At 33.1% G+C, this 17,287-nt stretch carries 13 protein-coding genes; 2 read left to right on the top strand and 11 right to left on the bottom strand.

Annotation, left to right across the window (positions count from 1 at the left end):
* Positions 1 to 735 precede the first annotated feature (735 nt).
* Together H0S70_RS02085 and H0S70_RS02080 are read left to right on the top strand one after the other, a co-directional pair.
* On the top strand, positions 736 to 2,196 hold the full coding sequence (locus tag H0S70_RS02085) for a Fic family protein (RefSeq protein ID WP_228453824.1): 1,461 nt from the start codon (positions 736 to 738) through the stop codon (positions 2,194 to 2,196).
* A gap of 48 nt (positions 2,197 to 2,244) precedes the next feature.
* On the top strand, positions 2,245 to 2,562 hold the full coding sequence (locus H0S70_RS02080) for a hypothetical protein (protein WP_188321531.1): 318 nt from the start codon (positions 2,245 to 2,247) through the stop codon (positions 2,560 to 2,562).
* Between the two features lie 30 nt (positions 2,563 to 2,592).
* Here H0S70_RS02080 and H0S70_RS02075 read toward each other — a convergent pair whose 3' ends face one another.
* From H0S70_RS02075 to H0S70_RS02025, 11 genes are all read right to left on the bottom strand, one after another.
* The gene (locus H0S70_RS02075; RefSeq protein ID WP_188321530.1) at positions 2,593 to 3,735 is read right to left on the bottom strand and encodes a Wadjet anti-phage system protein JetD domain-containing protein; all 1,143 of its coding nucleotides are present in this window, start codon (positions 3,733 to 3,735) and stop codon (positions 2,593 to 2,595) included.
* Positions 3,732 to 7,130, bottom strand: a complete 3,399-nt coding sequence (locus tag H0S70_RS02070) for an ATP-binding protein (RefSeq protein ID WP_188321529.1) — start codon at positions 7,128 to 7,130, stop codon at positions 3,732 to 3,734. Before H0S70_RS02070 ends, H0S70_RS02075 begins: the two co-directional genes overlap by 4 nt.
* Complete coding sequence (locus H0S70_RS02065; protein WP_188321528.1) at positions 7,114 to 7,692, bottom strand: DUF4194 domain-containing protein; 579 nt, start codon at positions 7,690 to 7,692, stop codon at positions 7,114 to 7,116. The genes H0S70_RS02070 and H0S70_RS02065 overlap by 17 nt, the downstream gene beginning before the upstream one ends.
* Positions 7,689 to 9,149 (bottom strand): DUF3375 domain-containing protein, encoded by a 1,461-nt coding sequence (locus H0S70_RS02060; protein WP_123247821.1) that lies wholly within the window; start codon positions 9,147 to 9,149, stop codon positions 7,689 to 7,691. The genes H0S70_RS02065 and H0S70_RS02060 overlap by 4 nt, the downstream gene beginning before the upstream one ends.
* Entirely contained in the window at positions 9,146 to 10,180 is a 1,035-nt protein-coding gene (locus H0S70_RS02055; RefSeq protein ID WP_123247822.1) for a hypothetical protein, read from the bottom strand. Before H0S70_RS02055 ends, H0S70_RS02060 begins: the two co-directional genes overlap by 4 nt.
* A gap of 1 nt (position 10,181) precedes the next feature.
* Positions 10,182 to 12,089 (bottom strand): ATP-dependent nuclease, encoded by a 1,908-nt coding sequence (locus H0S70_RS02050; protein ID WP_188321527.1) that lies wholly within the window; start codon positions 12,087 to 12,089, stop codon positions 10,182 to 10,184.
* Positions 12,090 to 12,329: 240 nt separating this feature from the next.
* Positions 12,330 to 12,539, bottom strand: a complete 210-nt coding sequence (locus H0S70_RS02045; protein ID WP_123247825.1) for a KTSC domain-containing protein — start codon at positions 12,537 to 12,539, stop codon at positions 12,330 to 12,332.
* A gap of 8 nt (positions 12,540 to 12,547) precedes the next feature.
* A complete protein-coding gene (locus H0S70_RS02040; RefSeq protein WP_188321526.1) occupies positions 12,548 to 14,413 on the bottom strand; it encodes an ATP-binding protein in 1,866 nt (621 codons plus the stop codon).
* Positions 14,403 to 15,686 carry an SIR2 family protein gene (locus tag H0S70_RS02035; protein ID WP_123247827.1) on the bottom strand — a complete coding sequence of 428 codons (1,284 nt, stop codon included), beginning with the start codon at positions 15,684 to 15,686 and terminating at the stop codon, positions 14,403 to 14,405. The genes H0S70_RS02040 and H0S70_RS02035 overlap by 11 nt, the downstream gene beginning before the upstream one ends.
* 160 nt (positions 15,687 to 15,846) lie before the next feature.
* A complete protein-coding gene (locus H0S70_RS02030; protein WP_123247828.1) occupies positions 15,847 to 16,743 on the bottom strand; it encodes an HNH endonuclease in 897 nt (298 codons plus the stop codon).
* A complete protein-coding gene (locus tag H0S70_RS02025) occupies positions 16,743 to 17,246 on the bottom strand; it encodes a hypothetical protein (RefSeq protein ID WP_188321525.1) in 504 nt (167 codons plus the stop codon). Before H0S70_RS02025 ends, H0S70_RS02030 begins: the two co-directional genes overlap by 1 nt.
* Positions 17,247 to 17,287 lie beyond the last annotated feature (41 nt).

Below are 17,287 nucleotides of genomic sequence, written 5' to 3'. Positions count from 1 at the left end.
ACATTGCAAAATCTTTAAATAGAAAAAGCAACCTTTCTCAAAAGCTGCTTAAAATTGACGAAACAATATATGACACGCTCTCTCGCTTAACATCGAAGAAATGCTTATCAATATGCAGAGTCTTGAACTGTGTTTTTAGCAAAGCTCAGTATCTATTTTGGTTTATATCTCATTTTTAGTAATTCCATTATAAGTCCAATAGAAGTCTAATAGATTATCGGAGAAATAATAAATTTTTAATCCATCAATATTAAACTATCATCGTAACTGAGACAAAATTTTTGAAACCGAAATATGTGCGAATTTGTTGCTCTTTGATATCAGCATAAAAAGAAAAATGCCGTAAAACCTATGTTTTACAGCATTTTGTACTATTTTGATTTAATAGTTGCGATCCGGACGGGACTTAATTTATTTTCGTAAATGCCCTATCCATCATCTTTATGCTGCTTTGGCTTTTGACAGGTCACTAAATAGGTCACTGAAAATATACCAATAAGAGCGTCGTTTCAATGGTGCAAATATATTGTTTTTTTGGTTATTTCCAAACAAACATTTTTATTTTTTGAACAAGTGATTGTATTACCTTCAAATCGTAGATCATAAAGTTTTTACTTCCTATCCCGTCTTAATAGCAAATAAAATTTATTAATATAAAAAAAATGCTATTTTTTATATTTTAATAGAAAATATTTGTAAATTTGAATAATATTTTACTTTTTAATGGAAAAAAATATGCAGTTGAGACTACAAGAACTTATTTTTTCTTCAAGTAATCCGGAAGTTAGCAGAGAAATTTCCAAAATGGAAAATAAGGGCATTATCAGAAAAATTGCCCCACGTATTTACACATCTAATCTTGAGGAGTCTGCTGCAAAAATTATTCAGAGAAATATTTTTCAAATTTTGGGAAACTTGTATCCCGGAGCAGTATTAAGCCATCGATCTGCTTTGGAATTTAAACCGACTGAAGATTCACAAATATTTCTAACTTATTCTTACTCAAAAAAAATTGAATTACCAGGTATTACTTTAAATTTTTTCAAGGGAGAACAGCCTGTTGAGGGAGATTCCAAATTTGTTGGTGAGCTCTATGTCGCAAGCCAGGAACGAGCATTTCTTGAGAATCTTCAATCTGCCAGAAAGACAGGAAGACTTCCCAAAAATCTCCCAGTTGAGGAATTAGAAAATAAACTGGAAAAGATTTTTTTAATCAAAGGCGAAAATGGCTTAAATGACTTTAGAGATAATGCAAGAGAAATATCAGTAAAAACAGGGATGCAAAGTGAGTATGCAAAGCTTAATAAAATTATTGGGGCATTATTAAAAACACGCCCTTCCAATCTTCTATCCTCTCCTATCGCAAAAGCAAGAGCCCTTGGTGAGCCTTATGATGAAGGAAGGTTGAAACTTTTTGAAAAGCTATTTATTCATCTTAAACAAGATATTTTTGAGAATATTGAAGATAAAAACCTTTCTCCTGAATCATTCAGAAATTTTGCTTTTTTTGAGGCTTACTTTTCAAATTACATTGAAGGAACGGTCTTTGAAATTGAGGAAGCAAAACAAATTGTTGACAGTCAAATACCCATCAAAAACCGTGGCGAAGATTCGCACGATATTCTCGGAACCTATAAATTAGTGAGCAGCAAAAAAGAAATGTCGCTGATTCCGGCTAATGTTGATGAACTATTCGATATCCTCTCTTATCGCCACAAAGTTTTATTAGATGCCCGGCAATCTAAAAAACCAGGAGAATTTAAGGATAAAAATAATCGGGCTGGTGAAACACATTTTGTGGACTTCACAATGGTTAGAGGAACTCTCAAAAAAGGCTTTGAGTTTTATCAGGCTCTTACAGATGCCTTCTCCCGTGCTGCATTTATAATGTTCTTAATTAGCGAGGTTCACCCTTTTTTAGATGGGAATGGCAGAATTGCCAGAGTAATGATGAATGCCGAATTCGTCCATGCAGGTCAAAGTAGGATAATGATTCCTACTGTTTACCGAGAGGATTATTTGGGAGCTTTACGAAAACTTACAAGAAGCAGCGATCCATCTGTTTATATCAAAATGCTTCAAAGAGCCCAGAAATTTTCAAGTCAATTGGATGCTTCCGATTTTTTGAATTTAGAAAAACAAATTGAGAAGACGAATGCTTTTAAGGAGTCTGCTGAAGCGGTTTTGAAATTTTAGAAAAATCAAATTATAAGGCAAAATTCATATTAAAATTATAAATAAAAGATGTACAGAGGATTCAATATTAATTATCTTAGAGAAAGTTTTGGAATTGGATATGAAACGAGAGGTCTCCAAGTTCAAGAGCCAATAAAAAAGAAGTTGAAAGAATCGTTTTTAAGGCAAATCATCAAAGAGGATAATAGTCTTGAAGCATCTCTCATAATGGATACTTGGTTCCCAGTTGAAGCATATGATATATTTTTCTTTCTCTTTAAAAAGACTGATTTTAATTATGAGATAAAAAACAGCAATTCTACTCCTCTGAATAACAAGATACCGATAATACCGGAACAGATGACTTCTTTTCAGAGGAGAAGGTGATTGTAGCTTTCAGTTTAAGTAATTACTAATTCAATTTACTAATTCATTTATCCAATACAATGGAATTTTCTCCTGCTCCAATCGCCAATTATTTATTTTCAAAACTTCATAAAGTTGTTGTTCCCCGTCTGTCAAATTGAGCTTTGTTGAAACATTTGTCGGAGTACCGCTATCATTTTCAAAGAATTTCTCAAAAGTTGTTTTATCCATCAGCATACTTTGAGTCTGCGGAAAGTAAGACCTAAATTGCGATAAAATTTCAAATCCCTGGACATCAATATCGCCCCAATAGAACAATTCAACATTGATAAGCCATTGAGCACCTTTTAAATTATAAACACTAAATCCACTCCCAAATATTGCAATGGTCTCATCCATTTTGGGCAAAGTTAAAGTGGTATAAAGTGTGGTTTTATTTTCAACTACTAAAACCCTTTTAATTGGTAAATTCAATGATTCAAATTGACTTACAGGAATAGCAACATCATCAATTCCTGAAAAGTATTTTTGGCTTATTTCTTTGTCTAATATTTTAAACCGGATAAGTGGTTCACTAAACTTAAGATGAAACCTTTTTTCAAACTCTTTACTATCACTATTGATCTGTTCTGTGAGCAGAATGTCAAGTAGTTCCCGGATTACGCCTTTATTCTTTTCAATAAATTTCGTATGTATTTTTATCGGCAATTCTCTTATATACAAATTCGGTTTGGGATTTTTTTTGAAATATTGGCATACTTTCAAAATGTTATCCCATTCCGTTTGATTTGTAATTACTCGCAAAGGATTTTTGATTATCCATTCTTTTAATTCAGGGAACACATTGGTAATTTTTTCAACATCTGATTTGAATAATTCTACTTCCTTCTCTTTGTCCAAAAATTTCAAAAAATCTTTTTCCGTATCGAAGTAAATTGAAATAGGTAAGTTTTGTGAGGCTAAAAATTTTGTTTTTACTAATTGAAATTCCAATGTGTAGCCAAAACCTTTTTTCTCTTTGGATTGACTGACGATTTGTTGGATTTCTTTTTCAAATTCAGGTAATGATGATTTGGTATATGATTTATCCCCACGAATTACCAACTTTTCAAAAGGTCTCTGTTCTACCAATGATTGAAGAAAAGAAATGTACTTTTTATCGGTTTTGTTTCTTATTTCTTGTGCTGTAATCATTGGTTCAAATAATTGATTTTTTCCTCTTTGAATTGTTCAATCGGCATATCGTACAACCAAGAATGTCGCTCTTCTTTGCGTTCTACAAAATGAACGAATGAAATATCATTTTCTACAATGTGAATGTTGTCGCTTGGTGTAACCACCAACAACTGCAAATGAAGCTGTTTGCAAAGCGTAATCAAGTATCTGGCTTTGTCTTCGTCTTGTGCCTTGAACGCTTCATCAATGGCGATAAAACGAAACGAATTGCTTTGCAACCCTTCTTTTGTCAAGCCAAATTGATATGCAATGGCAGAACCTAAAATTGTGTAGGTAAGTTGTGCCTTTTCTCCACCGGAAAGTTGTCCCATAGCTTCATAGGTTTTGAATTTATGGTGGGTTTCTTTGTAAAACTCTTCGGCTTTGTAACTGAACCAAGAGCGAACATCCATTACTTTTTTGCGCCATTCTTCTTTGTCTAATTTTTCAATAAATGGTTGAATGTTCTCGTTAAAATGATGCTTTCTTCCGTCAATCGTAGCATTCATCTGATGCACATTCGGAACTGCATTGTCCAATAGTCTTCTGAATTCTTTTACTTCGTCACTGATTTTATTCGGTGCAACGATTTGAATATATGTCTTAGGATTGCTTTTGAAATCAATCTCTTTCAAGGATGTGTTCAAATGCTGAATATTATCTTTTATAGAATCCGACCAGTTTTGAAAAAACATTCTGAAATCTCCCACTTTGTTGGTAATGGTTTCCTGTAAATAGTCGTTGAATTTCTTCTCAAATTTTGGGAGATTGTCTTTTTCTAATCTTTCTAAACAGGTTTGATATTCACTGATTAAATCCAAATTTGTAGAATCTGGTAATGAATTAACATCCGAACGCCAATCTTTGAATCTGCTGGTGATGGTTTCGGTCGGTTGTTTGAAAGTATTGATTTTAATTCTTACTTCACTTTCTTTTTTTCCTTTCTGCTCTTGAAGTTCTCGAGTTTGTTTTAAATTTTCGTCTTGAAATTTTCTGCGATTTGTTTCAAAGTTTTCGTATTCGATATTAATTAAATCCGAATTTTGAACCTCAAATGCAGTTATATCAATATCTCCAAATGGTTCGATAAGGACTTGACTATCTCTTATTGTCTTTTCAATACTTTTTTGCCTTTCTTCTGTTTGAAAAATTTCTCTGTTATTATTTGCAACATCAATTTCAGTAAGCTGCTTTAAGTTGGTTTGCACCTTCTTCAATTGCTCTTGCAACTGCTTTACCCGGTCGTTTGTTGTTTCTAAACCCTCTTTTTGATCTGTTTTTTCCTGAATTTCATTGGCGTAAAATTGCCAGTTTATATCATCGTATTTGTCAAACTTTGAAAACAAATTATGACATTCGTCTCTGAATGTTCCTAAGTTTTTAATCTCAATATTTTTGTTTGAAATTGCCTTTTTATTTTCGGACTGTTGATTTTGCACACTATTTAATTCTCTCCTTAAAACAGCAATCTTTTCTTTATTATCCCAACCTAGAACATAGTTTTCTTTTTTGGAAATGTGCGGACGGTCGTCTTTTTCGTGTTTACCTCTTTTGAATTTTATCAATCCGTTTTGAGTGATTGCCATTTCCGAATGACGTTCAAATTCCGAAATGTTATCTACACAAGTAAAATTAAATTGTGCTTCCAAATAGTTTTCAATCCAATCGGCATAAACTGTTTTAGGCTTTATATCAATCTTATGAACTAAAGATTTTTCCTCGATATTTTTTCTATGAAAATTTTTGAGATAATCTTGTTCTTCATATTTATCATAACGAATTCTGCCTTTCAGATTGTGGCTGTTTACGTATTGATTTACCTGTGAATAGTATTTTGGTGGAACAATCAATCGCAAAGCAAAGTTGTGCAACACTTTTTCAACGGAAGACTCCCAATGTAGTTCATCTTCCTTTACTTTAATCAATTCACCAATAAAAGGAATTTCTTCTCTATTTGCTCCAATGTGTGTAATAATTTCATCCCTTATTTCTGCCTCACGACCAGCAATATTATTTTTATTTTTTTGAAGTATTTGGATAGTGTTTACTAACTCTTCTGTGTCCTGTTTTAATTTATCTTCTTCGTTTTTAAAGGCACGAAGATTTTCATTTTCTTCATCAATATTCTGTTGCGTACTTTGCTTTAGTTGTTTTGCTTTTTCTCTGTTTTCAATAAAAATTTCTTCACTTGGGTTGGTGTTTATATTTATGTATTGAGCAATTTTGTTGTAATCGTCAAGTTTGTCGCTTCTTAAATTTTTACTTTTTTCTAATCGTCCTATTTCTGCTTCAAGTTTCTCTATTTGATTTCCCACTTCATCCGACTTTATCTGAACTGTCAAATCCGTTTCTTGGTCTTTTAATTCAGTTTCTTTCGCTCGCAACCCGGCTAATTTATCCTGTAAAAGTTGTAATACTTCTTTGCATTTTTCCAATTGCTTTTCGCCCAATTCAATTCCTATCTTGGCAAACCAATACACAGCCGTTTCTTTTGATGTTTCTAATTGCTGTAAATCATTTTGAATTTCATTTAATTGTTTCGCTATTTCGTTAATTGGTGTAAGCTGTTTGATTTGTTCTTTGGCTTTTTCAATATTAGTTTTGGCATCCATTAAAGTCAAAAAACTTTCTTTAAGCTGGATAAATTCGGCTTCTGCATCTTGTTCTTCCAACATATTCGTTCGGATAAATTCATCTAAATCTTCCAAAACTTTTACACCCACAACCTGATTAAACAAGCTCAATGCTTTAACAGAACGCATACCGAATAAATCAACCACTCTATTAGCATAATCGGTTATTGTTTCTTTAAATTCAATTTTATTTTTAGTTGCGTTCGCATTGTAAATTTTATCCAATCTTCTTTTCCACAAGCCTTTGGCATCAAAATCACGAAAATCTTTTTCTACTGTAAGTGGAATGTGGGCAATTCCAAATTGCCTCCTCAATTCATTATTAGAAAACCAACGAACTTGAAACAATGTAATTCTCTTTTGGTCGGTATTTTCAAAATGAGCAAGAATAACCGAGTAGGTGTTGGTATCACGCAGTTTTTGTGTAGAAGAGGATGTTTTTCCTTCTTCCTGAATGTTTCCGTAATGCCCTAACACATACGTCTCTTCGGTTCGGTCGCCTTTCTTATCAACACCGGATGATTGATTGTAAAAACGGTCTTTTTTTGCTGGAACAATTAACGTCAACAAGGCATCAATGTAGGTGCTTTTTCCCGAAGCGTTTGCTCCAGTCAACAATGAATTATTTCCCTGCGGATTGATTCTGAAAACCTTTTCGTTAAACGTTCCCCAGTTGTAAACTTCCATATATTGAAGTCTGAAACCTGCTTTCTCGGAACTTGTACTAAACAGACTCAACATATTCTTTCAGTTTTGTTTGAAAATCCTGTAATATATCCATTGTTATTTTTTCTTTGATAATGCGGTGTATCTGGTATTTTGTTTCGTTTTCTTTTTTGCTGATTTCCTTTAAAAAACCTAATTCTACAACACTCCGAATATATTTATCTAAATCTTTTTGAAATTTCAATTTATTATAACCCTCTTGCAGAAAAAGTTCTAATTCATCTTTGATTTCTGTATCAGTAATGAATTTCTCGCTTGCCAATTGTGTTGGATTGCTATCAAAATCTTCTAAACTTTGTCTTAAAACGACCAAAACTATGGATGTTTCAAAACCAATTTGTCGTCTTGTTACCAAGCCAAGCGTTTTACCTTCGCTGTCTTCCAATTGTTTTACAAAAGCAAATCCTTCGTCTTTCTTTACGATAAGTTCTAAACCAATTTGGCTGATATAATCCTGAATTTCATTTTGATAAAGAATGATATCATCCCATACGTTTGAAGTACGTTCAACTGTCGATTTAAGCAATCTCACAATTGCTTTGCTATATGGGGTAACATGCTGTTCTAAACTGCTCATTTGGTCAAAATTATTTCAGGAATTTTTATGTGTCTCCCTCTTTCCACATCGAAGATTATGTTCTGTGTTTTTTCGGGATTGATAACGTGTTTAAACTCTTTTACAATTCCAATATATCCGAACAATTCGGGCAAACCTTTTTCGAGTCCGCCATAATTTTCAACCACGTCTAAAAGTGTTGTTTGCGATTTTTCTTTCAAAATATCTTTGATTCTTTTCCTTAGCAACTCTTTGTCAATGTTGGATTGTGAAAACAATTTTCCTAAATGATTGGAGGTCGTAATGTCTTCGTCTGCTATTTTTGGTTTGTTGGTATAAGTAATTTCTTCAGTTTGTTCGGTGGTTAATTTACGTTCAAATGGGATATTGATTTCAATTTCGGTTTCCAATTCAAACGAAATATTAGGCTTCTTTTTTGTTTTGCTGATTTCTACCAATTGCTTTTTGATTTCCTGAATTAACTTTTTCGTGGCTTCTGATTTTGTGCTTTCGGTTTCCCGAATGATACGACTTAGTTTTTCAGCCATTTTATCATTGGCTTTATAGACCTTTCTTCCCGAGTTGTACAAATGGTTTTTCATTCCTTTGAGAAATGAATCGTTGACAGAAATAGATTTTTCTTCTAAAGTGTCATACAATTCTTTAGTCAAATTTTCCCATTTGTTTTGCAAGTCAGGATTGAGAACAAATGACCAAAAAGCGTAGAAACTTTTTCCTTGCTGGCTGTCTTTCAGTTCATCAAGAGCATCGAAAGTGAACGTCAGAATATCGCTTTTTGTCAAACTACCTTCTGCGTGTTTTTGGTAAATACCTTTTGTTATTTCTTTAAAATTATCTTCTACTTCCTTGAAATCGGATAACAGTTCTTTCGCTGACTGATTGAGCTGGTTGAAACGTGGAATGATTTCAAATTCTTCAAATACCTTTACATCTTCACCTATTTTTATGCGTTGAATTTGTTGTTCAATTTCCAGTTTCTTTTCTTCCAATAATTGAATACGCTTCTCGGCATCTTCGTTGGTAAATTCCACCAGTTCTTTCAACTGATTTAGAATATTGTTGAATTTAGATTCTGTACCAACAAATTCCTCTTTTTTTAAACTTGTTAACCAGTCTATGGTTTTACTTGAATGGGTAGATAGATCATAGAAAATCTCTCCTTGTTCATCGGGATAATTCGTTAAAAAACCGCTATTTGTCCATTTCTGAATATATTTTTTAGCTTTTACTTCATACGTATCAAACACACTGATTTCGCTTTCTTCGTCATTTTCCACTTCATGTCCTTCTAAAAAATCTGCTAATTGCGTATGCATATTTTCGGAAGAAATTGCACCTTGCTTATTTAAAAAGGTGTTGACAAGAAATTCAACAACCATTGCTCTATTGCGTAAACGCAACAGTTCAACACTTGGCGAAGTGTCCAGTGTGTTTAATATTTGAGAAGTGTCTGTCATTTCAGCGCATTAATTTCATTTTCTATTAACCGGTATTTATCTTTTATATCTTCACCTTGATAATAATTGAGTAAATCCTCTTTTGTTAATGTACCATCAGCTAAGAATTTTTTGAGATATTGTTGATTAAACTCCATTAACAAAATACTTTTTTCTAGCTGTTTGAGAATGGCTTTATTATTCTCAATATTATTATGAACCAGGCTTTTTATCGTTGTGATTTCGTTGATGTCTTTTATAAGCCGATTGACTAATATCACTAACAAATCCTTATCCAGTTCCACCTGCTTGGCATTTAACGCAATATCTCTCGCCAGCATATAGGCAATTGCTAAGTTGGAGTAATCGCCTTTTTGAGAGTTGATAATGGCAACCAATCCGATACTGGGAATATATCCTACGTTTTCAAATTCCCTAAGAACAGAATTATCTACCAAGGAAATATCAAATACGATGAGACCCACTTTTGCATCCCTGTTAGCTTGTGCTTCGAGCAATTGGCTCCAGGCGGTATCGGTCTTCCGTGTAAACAGATCTTTGGTTTCAATATCTCCTAATCGTACACTCTTATCAAATTTACATTCAATAGCGATTCTGAGATTGGGATTACCGTCTACCTCACAAATGATATCGCCTGTTTTATTTCTCGGAATAGTTCCTGCTGTATTTCCTGTTAATACTGCACGGTCTTTTAGTCTTTTCTCTGCAAAATATTGATTGAGAAAATCGGCTATTTCGTCCTCCGCCAATATTCCTTTGATAGAGGATTTGTAAAACAGCTCCTTTTTCATATCAAAGATCATTTTAAGACTTTCCAGTTCCGTTCCCAGTTCATTGCTGGTTTTGGAAAGAAATGCCGACATACGATCTTCCATTAATGCCAATACTCCGATGTAAATAGCCCGAAGTAATTTTTCATCTCGTTCTGTCGCCGAAAGGTTATCGAAATAGTTGAAAACGATTTGGTTTTCGATTTCAAATTCTTTTATTTCTATGCGTTTAAGCTGTTGGTTTATCTTTATTGTTGACATATTAAACTCTTAATTTATCGAATGCTTCCTTTATTTTTAAAGGAATGGTATTCTCATTGTTCATAAATTTGAGAAGGAACTCAGCCGATTCGCCCCCCTTTGAAGGTATTCTTTTGACGGAGTCATATTCTATATTTGAGTTTTCACACTTTAATTTTATTGCCTTTTTAAGTATTGGATAAAATTTCTCATAATCATTGCATTTAGCATTTTTTGTTACTGATTCTTTCCAACTATTGATCTCTTCCAAATTGAATTCTAATATTCCTTGATAATAGTCATTGAGAATGTTAAGCCACACCTCATCATCAATGGAATCTTCAACGTCTTGCTCTCCCACAAAAAACATATTTTCAGTAATTACGCCTCTCCCAATTTCAAAACTCATATCATTGTCAAACAAGAAAATTAATTGGTCTTCTGATTTCTTAAAATCCCCTAATACTTTATCTATGATTCTTTTGTTTTCATTCCACTTGTTCTTCCCCTGAATATTCAATAGTTGAATATTATCTGCTATTAGAGATTTACCTGTATATAATTCATAAAGTTGCGGTATCAGGTATTGCTCAGTGTCTCCTTCAACAATTAGAAACTTATTATAGAATAAAAAATCACTGTTCTTAACACTTAATGATAAAAATATCGAATCAATATCTTTGCAAAAATTAATTTCTGTATAACCATTATTCTGTTTTTTGACACTATTTATTTTGTTGAGATTAGATTTATCAATAAAAATAGTTGAATGTGTACTGATTAATGTTTGTACATTCCCAATCGAAATCTTGTTTAGGATATCAAAAAACTCTCTCTGCGCTCCGGGATATAAATGCGTTTCGGGTTCATCAAACGCCCAAATAAATTTAGTTTCACCTTGTTCTTCGGTGGTTGCTTTCGCTTTAATCAAAGAAAACCAAATTTGACGTTTTAATCCTTCACCCTGATTTTCGAGATGAATAGGGCCATCACTATTGGTTTTAGTAACCATTATATCCGAAATTTTTTCCTTGACATCAAAATGTACTTTTGAGCTAATGCCTTCTACCTCTTTAGCAACCTCTTTGATAATCGAACTGATTGCTCCGAACTTTTGATTAATCGCTTCCTCAGCTTTTCTCGCTGAATCACTCGCCAATTGTTTGATGGGTGTTATGTGTTCATTAATTTCTTCTTGCATTATTGCATTAGCGGTAGAGATAATTTCTTCCAATGACGTGTTCCAATCGAACAAATTGAAGGACGGAAGTATATCCTTATCACTCTTTCCAAAGCTATACTCCACCCATTTTAATGAACAATTCAATTTACCGTAAACCGCTCTTATTTTTTCGAAGTTTGAAAATCTCCCTTTTCTGTTTTCATTTTCAATATCTTCATTGGTAACAGCCAATTCTCTAATTTTTCCATTTATTGTCGCTTGCGTAGCATTCCAAAGCTCTAATGGTTCATCTGCTTCTGAGGAAATTAAATATGTTTGGACTCTATTGTTGTAATATCTTTTGGCAATCCATAATACATTGGTAAGATTGCATTCAATAGACCATTTTAATGCGGTGGTTAGGTTTAGATCTGTATATTTTTCAACTTCATCATCACTATAAACCAATTTACCGATTATCAGTGTGGAATCATCCGTAAAACCAAATAAGGGCAAGTCTTTACCCGCTAACGTAGTATTTATTTGTTCGATACTTGCCAATGAATTAGATAAATCACTTTTGTAACTTCCTTCTCCATATGAACTATATTTAGGCTTATTACCTAATAATAAATCAAATGCTTGAAGAACTGTAGATTTACCAGAATCATTTAACCCTATAAACACGTTAGGATGCTCTCTTGATAATTCTAAGTCCAGAAATTTACAACTACGGTAATTGAAAATGATAATGTTTTCTATATGCATAGAGAAGATATTATTAATCGTATAAATTTTTCACATATCGGTTGATGTAACTATTCAACCCATTACCACTTCTGGCTAATTGTTTCATAGTTTCGACGTGATGCTGACCTGCTTTTCGGTAGCTATATCGATAAGTACGCATAGAGCCTGAAAACCTTACGCTGATATAATCAACACCTATTTCAAAGGAGGAGACACCTGAATCCCCTCCTGAATTCCCATATCTTTCCATGGTAAATATTATACCTTAGAGTAGCGATATGCGCCTTTAATATTCTGGGCCAGATACTGTCCATGCGAATCAGCACTCATTATTCCGTCGTAAATATGTTGAGGCACATCAAAATATTGATACACACCACCGTTTAAGAACTCGATTTCTAATGTTTGCGAATCAGCATCATAACCTATTGATGCAATGTTTGAAGAGGTAACTGCTTGTCTGTTCATAATTTTTATTATTTAATGATACGTTTAACAAATGGACTTTGGGCTCTCCAAGTCTCTAAAAATTCTTTATAGTTAGGATTATCTTCCATTTTAATTCCCCATCCACCAGGATGCATTGAATCGTCGTCTCCTTGCTCGTCATAAATGATTGGATCCTGACTATCCGGTCTCCGATCTTTAGGCGGAGCATCAATTAATGTCCGCATCGGAAGTTTTACAGCTTCACCCAATATAATAGCCTCACCTGTTCGTAAAATCGGCAACATACTGGTCAATCCCTCTAAATTATCCGTTACTGCACTTGTAATATGTCCTCTATCTGTTGCATTCGCTAGTCGCAAGGCAAAGAATGTCCCACATTGAGAAAGAATGGTGGAATTTACTTCTGAAGGCCTTTGGCTCACAATCATAGCACCTATTCCGTATTTTCGACCTTCTTTCACTATTTTTTGGACTACCGGCAATGCACTACCTTCATTGTTCAAATAATTATGAGCTTCTTCCATCAACAATAACAATGGTCTGTTTCGCCCTCCTTGCGATAAATTTCTTGCCCAAAAAAGACCATCATAAATGATTCGCAATAAAACTCCAATAATAGTATTAAGTATAGAATTTGGAACACCAGATAAATCCATTATTGTAATTGGTTTATCACTTCCTATCCATTCCTTAATCAACGAATCTAAATCTTTCTCTGTTTTACCATCTTCAGCAGGAGTCCAATCGCCTGGTTTAAATAAAAAATCAAATCGTGGGATTCTTAGTTTTGAACCTAAAGAATGTAATTGTTGACTATTCGCTAATGGTGAATCTGTAGGATGTTGAACACGGTCTCCGTTAGCAGTATTAGTATTTACAGGTTTAAAAACTGGCGGGATAGCTTTGATGGGATTTCCCTTCATCTCTTTACCGTCATCATCAAGTTCAAAAGCTAATGGTTTACCAGCTTTATCTGGATAAAATTTGCCTAATGTTTTAGTATATAATTCATGCCAAACATGGTTTAAACTAAATGGAATAGGAGAATCAACATTTAGTGAATCAGTATCTATTCCATTTTTTGGATAGGTTTCTAAACTTTTGAATTTAGCGTTCGTTATTTTCTCTAAAACAGTGTTGTAGTCCTTTTCGCTGCTAAATTGTCCAAAACTAATTCCAACTAGCTCTTCAAATTTTAATGCCCAAAAAGGAATAAATAAATCCTTTTCAATACTTCCTGCTGTCTTATCTGGATTTACTTTAAAAATATTTGCCCGGTCTTTTAAGGCGTGACCATATTCACCATGCAGGTCAAATACAATTACCCTCGCTGATGGATATTTAACCGGATCAGAAATTGCATTTAAAATACTTGCAACAGTTGTTGATTTTCCAGAACCTGTAGTCCCGACAATGGCAGAATGGCGAGTAACCAATTTATTGATATCAATTAGTGCTGGGATGGATTCTGCTCCTGCTATATGACCTACCTTTACGAAGTATGGCCTATCTGGCTGTCCGTAAATCTTCTTTAGATCGCTTTCTGAAACTAAATGTACTTCATCGCTAATAGTAGGATATTGAGATATCCCTCTTTGGAAAGAACCGTTTCGTTGCCCCTCACCAATAAGTTGGACTTTGATCCATCGATATCCATAAGGTTGGGCTAAGACTTGATTTTCTGGAGCCGCACTGGCTCCCACTTGTGTGACAATACCAAACAGATCAATATAACCAATAGGGATTTTCACAAACGAGCCAATCTGTCCAATACGATAGCCTTCTCCATCCACATAAGTAAGACCGGATGGCGCGGTATTATCTAATGCAATATGAATGGAAGTGCCACTAACGTCTTGGATTGTTCCTAAATAAGTAGATTTAAACGCCATCTTGCTCTATTTTAAATTGTTCCTTGCCAATTAATTCTTGTAAGAAATCTCCTAAAACAGCAAAGTCTCCAAGATGAAAATTGTAACCAACAATATTTTGATTCTCATCTTTAATTGGTCTTACAGCATTACCTATATTTTCTTCCGCTTCATAGTCTGATTTCATCGGCTTCCATTTTGCTCTCAGTCCACCAATCACAGCCTCATCAAACGTCCAGATACTTAGATTAGATCTGTTTTCTGCCAACTCAAGAGCTTTTTCATGATTAATGATTGTTTTGGTTATCATTTCACCTCCATCGCCCTCTTCTTGTGTGGTCTTAGTTAAATCTCCAAACAATAAAGCAATTACCATAGCTGTGGGATTTGCTCTTAATGCATTCAATATGGTATCGTTCAAATGGTCATCACTAAAAGAATAGCCGGACAATATTAAAACCGCTGAATTCTGTCTTAGAAATTTATTCAATCGGTCAATCAATGCTAAATAAGGCATCTTACGACTCTGGTCATATTTCAAATGAGAAGGGTGGATGATATATGAATCACATTCTTCTAAACTTGTAGAACGATAAACGTCTTTATTGTCTTTGAGATACCAGTTTATAGAACCATGTATTTTCCATAGTCTTGTCCAATGATTAGGTATCAGATTATCTTCAACAGCCCGTAAGTCAAAAAACGGAAATCGCGTACCTACAAATCCATCAAAATACGGGACTTTTAAAGATTCGAATGCCTCTTCTAATAGCAGATCGTAATTGGTGGTAAATATTTCTATAGGCGTATCTCTATCAATATTGTTGACCCATTTAGCTAATTTGTGATAAGGTGTTTTATTATCTGGTAATTCTACGCTCAGTTTTTCAGCTATTTTCTGACAAACTATCTTCTCAAGATTTTGTAATTCTGATTCGGAAAAACCTCTAATATCGATAGCTCCTTTAGAGACTTGCATCATACCTCTCAGAAAACTTAAAATATCTTCAATGTTTGGATTGCTCTTTCCTGTTTTTACAACTTCATTTATAAGTTCAGTATATGCATCCGCTAAATTTCGTGGAGTATCACCAATAACAGTTTTTTCTTTGTCTATTTCATCTTTAATATATTTAGTCAAGCCAGCTACATCAGGAATCAATGGCCATTTTCCCTCTGGCATAGAAACAGCCAATGGACATCCCGCTGAAATGAAAAAACCGACAGGTTTTTTGTCTTGAGATAAAGTTTGTCTTAAATATTTAGATTGGCGGATTGGGTCGTGATAGTTCATAATTATTTAGTTATGCTTGCCTTTAAATTAACTAGTTATTTTCAATATTGTTGTCTATCAAAAATACAAAAATCATTATTGTCTTAGTCATTGTTTACTTGCTAATTGGAATGAGTAAATTCATATTTCATGAAATTTAAGTATTAAGTAAATCTTTGAATTATTTTCTCTGTAGTAATTCTTCAATAATATCTTTTTTAAACTTCGAGAATGGACGTTTATGATAGTCATGTTCATTTATTTCTGTTCCAAAAATCATTCTATAGACTTCTTCGTGAGACAGTCTCATTTCTTTAAATGTATTGTTCAGTAAAATATCTAAATAATTTTTAGAATATTTATATCTAAGTTCCAATAAATCTTTTAATTCTCTGTTTGAATGGGATTCGTAAATTTCATCAATTTTACCAAAAATGATTGTTTTCTCTACTTTATCATTTTCGGTTTTTAATATTACTTTCGGTTTATTTAACGAACTATAAAAATAACTGAACAAAAAAGTCTCATCTTTATTGTCGATATATGGGTGTGTAATATTAGATAAAGCTTTAGACCAACCTTCATCTGGATGATTATTATGTTTGATATGGTTACAAGAATGACAACTCGGAATTAAATTGTAAAAGCTTAGTGCAAGAATTGGAAATGATTCTTTTGGAAACCAGTGATCTAATTCAGCTCGAGCTCTATCCTTTACTAATTGAGTTGTATAATTTCTGTTACAATAAACACAAGTATCTACATTCAACTTTTCCAAAAACTCTTTATTATCGAAGTTATTATATCCTGTTTGTATAAAGAAACTTTTAATTAATTTTAATTGATGGACAGAAAATCTTTTTTTTTCAAACTCTAACTGTATTTCGAATAATCTTTTTGGCTTACCACTTATTATTTCATTTTTAAACTGATTTAAAAATGAAATAAAGACCTTTGGTAGATTCTTTTGTTTTTTGTTTCTTAGTATATAACCTTTTTTTATTGTTTCTTCAAAAACTTTACTTACTTCTTTTTGATGAAAGTCTATAGCTTTTTGTGTAGGCCAAATTTTTAACATTATAAACCAAATTTATTTTTTAAAAAATCAATTTCCTTTTGTGCAACTTCCTTTTGTAAATTTCTGCTATCCTGCAATTCATCAAGCATTTCCGCCAATTTCATTTTTAAAATAGGTTCATCAATTAGTTGAACTATTTTCTTATGATATTCATAATCTTTTAAATCCAAATTATAGGATTTCTCCGATTTACTTTGCTTATTCTTTCTTTCCACATTAAGCCAATATATTATTTCTTCTATTTTTTCTTTAGCAAAATCCCCCATCAGTCCATCTTTAAGAAAAAAACTATCTGCTAACAAATCTGTTATATTAGCTCCAAAAGTATTCATCCGCTCAAAATCCTGAGGTACACCTTTATCTAAAAATAATACATTTTGCTTAGGAATATCTGATAAAATAAATGGCGAGTGAGTTATAAAAAGTATATTTAAGCCTTGAATGTTATTAATTGAAAGTTTGGTAATTCCTTCCAGCAAACTATTTACAAATTTCTTTTGCATTTCAGGATGTGAGTACAGCTCGATTTCATCTAAAATTAAAT

It is taken from the genome of Chryseobacterium manosquense (assembly GCF_014623485.1).
Classification (GTDB): Bacteria; Bacteroidota; Bacteroidia; order Flavobacteriales; family Weeksellaceae; genus Kaistella; species Kaistella haifensis.
The sequence above is the reverse complement of the archived record's forward strand: the minus strand, read 5'-3'. Positions and strand labels throughout refer to the sequence as shown.

Coding starts and splice junctions, on each gene's coding strand:
- H0S70_RS02085 (WP_228453824.1), top strand. CDS start 736: ATGCAGTTGAGACTACAAGAACTTATTTTTTCTTCAAGTAATCCGGAA.
- H0S70_RS02080 (WP_188321531.1), top strand. CDS start 2,245: ATGTACAGAGGATTCAATATTAATTATCTTAGAGAAAGTTTTGGAATT.
- H0S70_RS02075 (WP_188321530.1), bottom strand. CDS start 3,735: ATGATTACAGCACAAGAAATAAGAAACAAAACCGATAAAAAGTACATT.
- H0S70_RS02070 (WP_188321529.1), bottom strand. CDS start 7,130: ATGTTGAGTCTGTTTAGTACAAGTTCCGAGAAAGCAGGTTTCAGACTT.
- H0S70_RS02065 (WP_188321528.1), bottom strand. CDS start 7,692: ATGAGCAGTTTAGAACAGCATGTTACCCCATATAGCAAAGCAATTGTG.
- H0S70_RS02060 (WP_123247821.1), bottom strand. CDS start 9,149: ATGACAGACACTTCTCAAATATTAAACACACTGGACACTTCGCCAAGT.
- H0S70_RS02055 (WP_123247822.1), bottom strand. CDS start 10,180: ATGTCAACAATAAAGATAAACCAACAGCTTAAACGCATAGAAATAAAA.
- H0S70_RS02050 (WP_188321527.1), bottom strand. CDS start 12,089: ATGCATATAGAAAACATTATCATTTTCAATTACCGTAGTTGTAAATTT.
- H0S70_RS02045 (WP_123247825.1), bottom strand. CDS start 12,539: ATGAACAGACAAGCAGTTACCTCTTCAAACATTGCATCAATAGGTTAT.
- H0S70_RS02040 (WP_188321526.1), bottom strand. CDS start 14,413: ATGGCGTTTAAATCTACTTATTTAGGAACAATCCAAGACGTTAGTGGC.
- H0S70_RS02035 (WP_123247827.1), bottom strand. CDS start 15,686: ATGAACTATCACGACCCAATCCGCCAATCTAAATATTTAAGACAAACT.
- H0S70_RS02030 (WP_123247828.1), bottom strand. CDS start 16,743: ATGTTAAAAATTTGGCCTACACAAAAAGCTATAGACTTTCATCAAAAA.
- H0S70_RS02025 (WP_188321525.1), bottom strand. CDS start 17,246: ATGCAAAAGAAATTTGTAAATAGTTTGCTGGAAGGAATTACCAAACTT.